This window comes from Herbaspirillum sp. B65 (genome assembly GCF_000333555.1).
GTDB classification, from domain to species: Bacteria; Pseudomonadota; Gammaproteobacteria; order Burkholderiales; family Burkholderiaceae_D; genus Herbaspirillum; species Herbaspirillum rubrisubalbicans.
Genome location: NZ_BADI01000859.1, coordinates 1 through 8,271, shown reverse-complemented (window position 1 = coordinate 8,271; position 8,271 = coordinate 1). Strand labels below are relative to the sequence as shown.

Annotated in this window: 8 protein-coding genes; 2 read left to right on the top strand and 6 right to left on the bottom strand. The window is 64.1% G+C overall.

Annotation, left to right across the window (positions count from 1 at the left end):
- From I5W_RS20480 to purT, 3 genes are all read right to left on the bottom strand, one after another.
- Positions 1-2,186 (bottom strand): patatin-like phospholipase family protein (locus I5W_RS20480; RefSeq protein ID WP_044530617.1); only part of this gene is annotated, 2,186 nt, incomplete at its 3' end.
- A 34-nt stretch (positions 2,187-2,220) separates the two neighbouring features.
- Entirely contained in the window at positions 2,221-3,825 is a 1,605-nt protein-coding gene (gene nadB, locus I5W_RS20475) for an L-aspartate oxidase (protein WP_017451107.1), read from the bottom strand.
- Positions 3,826-3,989: 164 nt separating this feature from the next.
- Positions 3,990-5,201 carry a formate-dependent phosphoribosylglycinamide formyltransferase gene (purT, locus tag I5W_RS20470; protein ID WP_044530616.1) on the bottom strand — a complete coding sequence of 404 codons (1,212 nt, stop codon included), beginning with the start codon at positions 5,199-5,201 and terminating at the stop codon, positions 3,990-3,992.
- Positions 5,202-5,565: 364 nt separating this feature from the next.
- Here purT and I5W_RS20465 point away from each other — a divergent pair, with 364 nt between their 5' ends.
- Positions 5,566-5,820, top strand: coding sequence for a FitA-like ribbon-helix-helix domain-containing protein (locus I5W_RS20465; protein WP_026051965.1), 255 nt, complete (start codon positions 5,566-5,568; stop codon positions 5,818-5,820).
- The gene (locus I5W_RS20460) at positions 5,817-6,233 is read left to right on the top strand and encodes a type II toxin-antitoxin system VapC family toxin (protein WP_044530615.1); all 417 of its coding nucleotides are present in this window, start codon (positions 5,817-5,819) and stop codon (positions 6,231-6,233) included. The genes I5W_RS20465 and I5W_RS20460 overlap by 4 nt, the downstream gene beginning before the upstream one ends.
- A 13-nt stretch (positions 6,234-6,246) precedes the next feature.
- On the opposite strand, the gene I5W_RS20455 is transcribed toward I5W_RS20460, so the two are convergent.
- From I5W_RS20455 to I5W_RS20445, 3 genes are all read right to left on the bottom strand, one after another.
- Positions 6,247-6,552, bottom strand: a complete 306-nt coding sequence (locus tag I5W_RS20455) for an AtuA-related protein (protein WP_044530614.1) — start codon at positions 6,550-6,552, stop codon at positions 6,247-6,249.
- Position 6,553: 1 nt separating this feature from the next.
- Entirely contained in the window at positions 6,554-7,918 is a 1,365-nt protein-coding gene (locus tag I5W_RS20450) for an acyclic terpene utilization AtuA family protein (protein ID WP_044530613.1), read from the bottom strand.
- Between the two features lie 81 nt (positions 7,919-7,999).
- The coding region (locus I5W_RS20445; protein WP_044530612.1) for a bifunctional adenosylcobinamide kinase/adenosylcobinamide-phosphate guanylyltransferase at positions 8,000-8,271 on the bottom strand (272 nt) is incomplete at its 5' end.

Sequence of the window (8,271 nt, the reverse complement as noted above, 5' to 3'; positions counted from 1 at the left end):
CCGATCGGGCTGGTGCCACCCAGGAACAGGCTCATGCTTTTCTTGTAGGGGCCATCGCCGAAGGCGTCGCGGCTCTGCCAGACGTTGCCCGCTTCCAGGCTCGCTCCCAGTACCGGCTTGCGCAGTCCCGGCAGGCTGTAGTCGGCCAGGTCGCGTAGCCAGGTCAGGCGGCCGTACAGCAGGTAATTGCCGAAGAATTGTTCAGGTGCGTAGGCCGAGAGATGCTGGAAACCGCCCAGTGTGAAGCCCAGCCCGGCGCTGTTGGCCGACAGGCTGCTGGCCGCTTCCAGGGCCAGGTTGAGGGTGTTGCGCTCACGGCTGACGGCCCACAGGGTGCGGGCCTGGGCGTTGGAGAAACGCCGCTCCTGGCTGCCGAAGCCGCGATTGGCTTCCGCCGACAGGTAGTAACCCTGGCGCGGGAAGAGCACGTCATCCAGCTGATCGATGGTCAGCCTCATGCGCGCCACCGGCTGGCTGCTCTGGTAGGAGGCGAATTGCAGGCCGCTGTTGGGCGGCAGGTTGTAGGTGGGTGAATATTTGACGTGCTGGTAGCTCATGCCCAGGCGCAACTCACCCAGGCGCGACAAGGGCAGGCCCAGGTCCATGCCGCCGGTGGCCGAGTCGATGCGGTACTGGTTCACGGGCGAGGCCTTGACGTCGCTGCCGTCCAGGTAGATGTCGACGTAGCGGCGACTCAGTTCCAGGTAGGGCGCCAAATAGGCGCCATAGCTACCCCAGATCGGCTGTCGCAGTTCGCTTTGCAGGCTGGCGCGTTTGTTGCCCAGCACCAGGTCATTGCGCCACTCCAGGCCAGTGTCGTTGATCCAGGGATAACGGTGGCCGATCTGCAGGTTGAAGCCGCCCTGGCCATTGAAGCTGTTCGAGATACCCAGTCCGAAGAGCAGGTATTGCGGCCCCCAGGATTTTTCCTCGGCATCGATCACCAGCACATGCCGGCCATCGGGACGGGTCACCAGTTCCTGGGTGACGTTGTTGAAGTCGCCGTGGGTGGACAGTCGCGTCAGTTCCTGGTTGATCTGCTGGCCATCGTAGCGGTCGCCTTCCTTCACATCGAGGCGGCTGCGTACATAGCTGGCCGGAATATGGCCCCCGGTGCGAATCTCGATGGCGTCGATGCGGGTATCGGCGGCCAGCGCCAGGCCGTTGTGGCTGCGTGTCTGCAGGTAGGCCTGCCATTGCTGTGGCGTCAGCGACAGTTGCAGCAGGCGCGCATTCTGGCGTTGCGCCGCATCCCAGCCGGCGTTGATGCCATCCTTGCCGCGTGCGAAGTCGGTAAAGGACATGCCCGTCATCTGCGGTTCGATCAGGATATCCTGCGCACCCAGCAAGGCCTTTTGCGCCTTGACGTTCTGCTGGATGAGGATGCCCACCATCTGCTGCGCCACCGCAGTGGGCGATTGCAGTTGCGCGGCGTCCTGCAGCGGCGTGGCGATGTTGACTGCGATCACCACGTCGGCCCCCATGTCGCGTGCCGTCTGCACCGGTAGATTGCTCACCAGCCCGCCATCGACCAGGGTGCGCTGGTCGATGCTGAAGGGCGCAAACAGCCCTGGTACGGCCATGCTGGCACGCATGGCGCGCGGCAGGGAGCCGTGGTCCAGCACCACCTCGGTGCCCAGGCTCAGATCGGTAGCCACCGCCCGGAACGGGATGGGCAGGCGGGCAAAGTCGATGTTGGCCGGCAGTTGCGCGGTCCAGTTCTGCAACAGGGCCAGCAGCTTGTTGCCCTGGACCAGCCCGGAGGCCAGCTTGAGCTTGCCGTCATCGAGGCCGGCTGAGAGCGAGATCGGGTACTGGAAATCGTCTTCCCGCTGCGATTGCGGCAGGCGCGAGCGCTCCGTGCGGTCGAAGGCGATGTCGGAGAGATTGGTGACGGCCAGGCGGTGTTCCAGTTCTTCGGCGCTCAGACCGCTGGCGTAGAGACCGCCGATGAGCGCGCCCATGCTGGTGCCGGCGATGCAATCGATGGGGATGTGCAATTGCTCCAGATATTGCAGCACGCCCAGGTGGGCATAGCCGCGGGCACCGCCACCGGAGAGCACCAGGCACACGCGCGGCCGATGCGCTCCGGTGCTGGTGGCTGGCGACGCTGACGGCTCGGCCGGCCGCGCCGAGGGCAGGATAGCTGCCAGCAGCAATGCGCACAGGGCAGGGCGCATCAGCATCTGCGGCGGTAGCCGGAGGGAATTGCGCACGATTTTACTGCCGGCCAGGCAGGATGGTCGGCGTGGCACGGGGCAGCGTGCGCGGGTAGTCCTGGCTGAAGTGCAGGCCGCGACTTTCCTTGCGCGTCAGCGCGCTGGAGACGATCAATTGCGCCACGTCCACCAGGTTGCGCAACTCCAGCAGATCGCGCGAGATGCGGAAATTGGCGTAGTACTCATCGATCTCTTCCTTCAGGAGCCGGATACGGTGCTGGGCACGTTCCAGGCGCTTGTCGGTGCGCACGATGCTGACGTAGTTCCACATGAAGCGGCGCAGTTCATCCCAGTTGTGGGCGATCACCACTTCTTCATCGGCGTCACTGACGCGGCTCTCATCCCACTGCGGCACCTCGGTCACGCGCCAGGTGCCGGCGGCCAGTTCCTGCTCGATATCCGCGGCCGCCGAGCGGCCCAGCACCAGGCATTCCAGCAGCGAATTGCTGGCCAGCCGGTTGGCACCATGCAGGCCGGTGTAGGCCGTCTCGCCCACCGCGTACAGGCCCGGCAGGTCGGTGCGCCCGGCCATGTCGGTGACCACGCCGCCGCAGGTGTAGTGCGCGGCCGGCACCACTGGAATGGGCTGGCGCGTGATGTCGATGCCGAACTCCAGGCAACGCGCCTGGATGGTCGGGAAGTGCTCGGCGATGAAGGCCGGGCTTTGGTGGCTGATATCGAGATCGACGTGATCCAGGCCGCGTTTCTTCATCTCGAAATCGATGGCGCGCGCCACGATGTCGCGCGGGGCCAGCTCGCAGCGCTCGTCGTGCTCCGGCATGAAGCGCTGGCCTGCTGCCGCCCCGGCCGAGGCCGGCAGCTTGAGCAGGGCGCCTTCGCCGCGCAGCGCCTCGCTGATCAGGAAGGACTTGGCATAGGGGTGATACAGGCAGGTCGGGTGGAACTGGATGAATTCCATGTTGGCCACCCGGCAGCCGGCGCGCCAGGCCATGGCGATGCCGTCGCCGGTGGCCGAATCCGGGTTGGAGGTGTACAGGTAGACCTTGCCGGCGCCGCCGGTGGCCAGCACCGTGCGTGCGGCGGCAATGGCGATGACCCGGCCGCTGGCGGTGTCCTGCACGTGCACGCCCAGGCAGCGCGGCTCGGCCTTGGGATCGAGCTTGCGGGCATGGATCAGGTCGATGGCGCAGTGATGTTCCAGCAGGGTGATGTTGGGGTGCGCACGCACGCGCTGTTCCAGCGTGACCTGCACCGCGTGGCCGGTGGCGTCGGCAGCATGGATGATGCGCCGCTGGCTGTGGCCGCCCTCGCGGGTGAGGTGATAGCCCAGTTCGGCGCTGTCGTCGCGGGTGAAGGGCACGCCTTGGGCGATCAGCCATTCGATGGCCTGGCGTCCATGTTCGACGATGGTGCGGGTGGCGCTTTCATCGCACAGACCGGCACCGGCCACCAGCGTGTCATCGATGTGCTGGGCGTGGCTGTCGCTCGAATCGAGCACTGCGGCAATGCCGCCCTGGGCCCAGTTGCTGGCACCATCCAGCAGTTCACCCTTGGAGACCACCACCACCTGGTACTTCTCGGCCAGATGGAGTGCTACGGAAAGACCGGCCAGACCGCTGCCGAGGATGGCGACATCGCACTTCATGATCGTGAGCAAAGCTGCTGTTGTGGAGGGAGGCGTCGATTATAACCAGTCGCGACGTTCATATCGTTTATATCGTTTTGAAGCCAACGATGGGCCACAGGAGGCCTTAAACGAAGCAGGCCCCGATTTGCATCGGAGCCTGCCTGGTGGTGGATCGCCGGGTCTTATTCGGGAATGACCGGCTTGACCTTGGCCGCCGCCTGCTTGGCACGGATGCGGGCGGTCTCGACGTTGTCCCCGGAGGCCAGGGCCACGCCCATGCGACGGCGGGCGAAGGACTCGGGCTTGCCGAACAGGCGAATGTCGGCACCCGGAATGCGCAGCGCATCGGCTACGCCATCGAAGGCGATGCCACGGGCTTCATGCTGGCCATAGATCACGGCCGAGGCACCCGGGGTCTTCAGGGCGGTATTGACCGGCAGACCGAGGATGGCCTTGGCGTGCAGTTCGAATTCGCTCTGCACCTGGCTGACCATGGTGACCATGCCGGTGTCATGCGGACGCGGGCTGACTTCGGAGAACCAGACCATGTCGCCCTTGACGAACAATTCCACCCCGAACAGGCCCAGACCGCCGAGGTTTTCGGTGACCTTGCGGGCGATGTCGCGAGCCTTTTCCAGGGCCGCATTGGGCATGGGGTGCGGTTGCCAGGATTCGACATAGTCGCCCTTGACCTGCACGTGACCGATGGGGTCGCAGAAGCTGGTGATGGTGTCGCCGTTCTCGTTCAAGGAACGCACCGTCAGCAGGGTGATCTCGTAGTCGAAGTCGATGAAGCCTTCCACGATCACGCGACCGGAATCGACGCGGCCACCGGCGGCGGCGTAGTTCCAGGCGGCTTCGATCTCATCGGCGCCATCGATCTTGGACTGGCCCTTGCCGGAAGATGACATGACCGGCTTGATCACGCATGGGAAGCCGATCTGGTCGATGGCAGCCTTCAATTCTGCCAGGCTGTCGGCGAAGCGGTAGGGCGAGGTCGCCAGGCCCAGGGTTTCACCGGCCAGGCGACGGATGCCTTCGCGATTCATGGTCAGCCAGGCGGCGCGCGCGGTCGGGATGACGCGGGCACGGCCGGCTTCTTCCAGCTTGACCAGGGTTTCGGTGGCGATGGCCTCGATCTCGGGCACGATCAGGTCGGGTTGCTCCTGCTCGATCAATGCGGTCAGGGCGGCGCCATCTGTCATGTTGATGACATGGGCGCGATGCGCGACCTGCTGGCCGGGCGCGTTTTCGTAGCGGTCAACGGCAATCACTTCCACGCCCAGGCGTTGCAGGGCGATGATGACTTCCTTGCCGAGTTCGCCGGAGCCCAGCAGCATGACTTTGGTAGCGGAGGGAGACAGCGGTGTGCCGAGTCGGGTTGGTTTTTTCATAGCAGGGGGAAAGAGTCAGCGGGGGCGCTGATGCAGTGCGAGAATGAATCACGGGCGGACGATACCAAATCTTGCCCCTTTTGGACAGTCGCAATGCGGCTTGTTTTGGGGGAGGGAATTGGCGAAAAATTGCCTATTTTCCTTGCGGCAACTTCTTGTCGGGGAAGTGGACCAAATTATCGAATAACATCGCTCTTCTTCTGTTTTTTATACGATAACCACCATCCAATCTCATTTATCCAGTTCAATGTAAATTCTTCTTGCAGCCTGAGATGAGCCAGGGGAGTGAAAATCTTATCACTGGAAAGGATGGCGTCAAATGATTAAAATGAATGCGTTGCTGTCACTTGGGAGTAATGCTGTCATGGCTACCCTCACTGTCCGAAATCTTCCCGACGATGTACACCGCGCCTTGCGCGTGCGAGCCGCGCAGCATGGCCGCAGCACCGAGGCAGAGATTCGTGAAATCCTGACGATGGCGGTCAAACCGGCCGGGCGCTTGCGCCTGGGGGACGCACTGGCTGAAATGAGCCGCGAGATGGGTCTCACCAATGAAGATGTCGCCGCACTGGAACAAACGCGTGACAGGACGCCGGCCGAACCGATGAGGTTCGAATGATTGTCCTCGATACCAATGTCGTCTCTGAAGCCATGAAGCCAGAACCGCACGCCCGCGTGCGTGCCTGGCTCAATGAACAGGCGCCGGAAACGCTCTATCTGACCAGCGTTACCATGGCTGAAATGTTGTTCGGAATTGCCAGCCTGCCCACCGGCAAGCGTAGGGAATTGCTGGCACGGCGTGTTGATGCAGTGCTGCGTATGTTCAAGGACCGCATCCTGCCCTTCGATACCGACGCAGCGCGTGCCCATGCCGAGTTGGCGGTGAAGGCCAGGTGTGCTGGACGCGGATTTCCGACCCCTGATGGTTATATTGCTGCCATTGCAGTTTCTTGTGGATTCATCGTTGCCTCGCGCGACCTGACGCCCTATGTTGCAGCCGATCTGGCTGTGATCAACCCCTGGCAAGCCTGATCTGAATCTGGTATCAGCCTGGCAGTTCGATTTCCAGCATCACCCCCGACAAAGCCTTCCCATGCGCATCCAGCGCCAATGAACGGGTCACGCCCCCACCCAGTGCGCGCTGCATGACGAAATTGAGCGCTCCAAGGTGTGGCAAGGCATGGCGCACCACTTCCCCCTGCACGATTGCCGCAAAATGCGCCCGCACCCGCTCGGCGCTCAGTGCGCTTTCCAGCCGGGCGTAGTCTTCGATGCGGTAGGCGATGACGGAAATATTGGAAATGTCGCCCTTGTCCCCGGCGCGTGCGTGGGCGATGTCTCTGAGCAGCATCTCAAGCCTCCTCGATATGAACGGATGTGTGTACCAGCGTGCGCGGCAGCAGCAGCGACAGCACCGCGATGACTTCGCGCGCCGACTTGGTGGCGCCGCCGCCGCCGGCCGGGCCATTGGTGTAGAGCGTTTCGACTTCATTGCCGATGCGTAGCGCCTGCTTCATGCTGGCCGTGCGGCCGGCCACGCGCAGCCGGACTTCATCCGGTTCCGGCGCGGCGGCTGGCTTGGCCGGGCCGCCGATGGCATTGACGCCGATCAGGTCAAAGCGCAGTTCCTGTGTCTCTACGCCGGTCAGCGCCAGCCGCTCGCGCACGATGTCGGCTGCCAGTTGCGCGCGCGCCTGGGCGCCTGGCCCGGCATAGGACATCTGGCCTTCGCCGATGAAGCTGTCGCGATAGCCCAGTGTGGTCTTCAAAGTCGCCGGTCGCGCGCGGCCACGTGCGCCCGTCACCGCCACGCGATCCGCGCCCAGTTCGGTGATCTGTACCTGCGAAAAGTCGGCGATCACGTCCGGCGTGAGATAGGCGCTGGGATCGTGGATTTCATAGAGCAGTTGTTCCTTGCAGGTCTGCGCCGTGACCTGGCCGCCGGAGCCGGCGACTTTGGTGATGACGGCACTGCCATCGGCGCGCACCTCACCGATGGGAAAGCCCAGGCGCGCCAGAGCGGCCACATCCTTCTTGCCAGGGTCGGCGAAATACCCACCCGTGATCTGGCCGGCGCACTCCAGCAGATGGCCGATCAGCGTGCCTTGGCCCAGCTTGTCCCAGTCATCCATGGCCCAGCCGAATTCATGCACCAGCGGCGCCAGTACCAGCGCCGGATCGGCGACACGGCCGGTGACGATGACCTGGGCACCGGCTTGCAGGGCCTCCACGATAGGGGCGCTGCCCAGATAGGCATTGGCCGAAATAAGCCGCTCACCCAGGCTTGCCACCGGCTGGCCATTGTCTTCGATCCTGAAGTCGCCCTCTTGTACGGCCTGCAACACATCGTCACCGACGACTGCGGCCACCTTCAACCCTGCCAGGCCCAGTTCGCGGGCGATCTCGCGGATGCGTTGGGCGGCGGCCAAGGGATTGGCGGCGCCCATGTTGGTGATGATACGCACGCCTTGGCGGGCGCAGGTCTTCAGTACCGCGTGCATCCGCTCGGCCAGCAGCGGGTCGTAGCCCTTGCTCGGGTCGGCCAGACGCGCCTGCTGCCCGATGGCGATGGTGCGCTCGGCCAGGCATTCGAAGATCAGGTAATCCAGCTGGCCTTTCTCGGCCAGTTCGGCAGCCGGTTCGATGCGGTCGCCCGAGTAGCCGGCACCGGCGCCGATACGGATGGTACGCACGCTACGTTGCGGGTCGTGGGTCATGCAATGCTCCAAAAAATGTCAGTGCTCATCGTGGGCCGTGCTTCAGAATCAGCACGGCCAGCCAGGGCCAGGAGAGGCCGCTCAACATGGGCTGCCCTTGAAGGTGAGCGGCAGGCCCGCCGCGACCCATTGCACCCGCTCGCAGAGGGCGGCCACGGCCTGGTTCAGGCGCCCTGCCTCATCGACGAACCAGCGCGAGATGGCGCCCTGCGGCACGATGCCCATGCCCACTTCGTTGGACACCAGGATCACCGCACCCGCAGCTTCCTGCAAGGCGCGCAGGAAGGACACGCGCTGCAGGGTGAAGGTGGGCGGTGCCTCGATAGGACCGACCTCGGAAATCGAGCCATCGC

Coding starts and splice junctions, on each gene's coding strand:
- purT (WP_044530616.1), bottom strand. CDS start 5,201: ATGAAAAAACCAACCCGACTCGGCACACCGCTGTCTCCCTCCGCTACC.
- I5W_RS20450 (WP_044530613.1), bottom strand. CDS start 7,918: ATGACCCACGACCCGCAACGTAGCGTGCGTACCATCCGTATCGGCGCC.
- I5W_RS20465 (WP_026051965.1), top strand. CDS start 5,566: ATGGCTACCCTCACTGTCCGAAATCTTCCCGACGATGTACACCGCGCC.
- I5W_RS20455 (WP_044530614.1), bottom strand. CDS start 6,552: ATGCTGCTCAGAGACATCGCCCACGCACGCGCCGGGGACAAGGGCGAC.
- I5W_RS20460 (WP_044530615.1), top strand. CDS start 5,817: ATGATTGTCCTCGATACCAATGTCGTCTCTGAAGCCATGAAGCCAGAA.
- nadB (WP_017451107.1), bottom strand. CDS start 3,825: ATGAAGTGCGATGTCGCCATCCTCGGCAGCGGTCTGGCCGGTCTTTCC.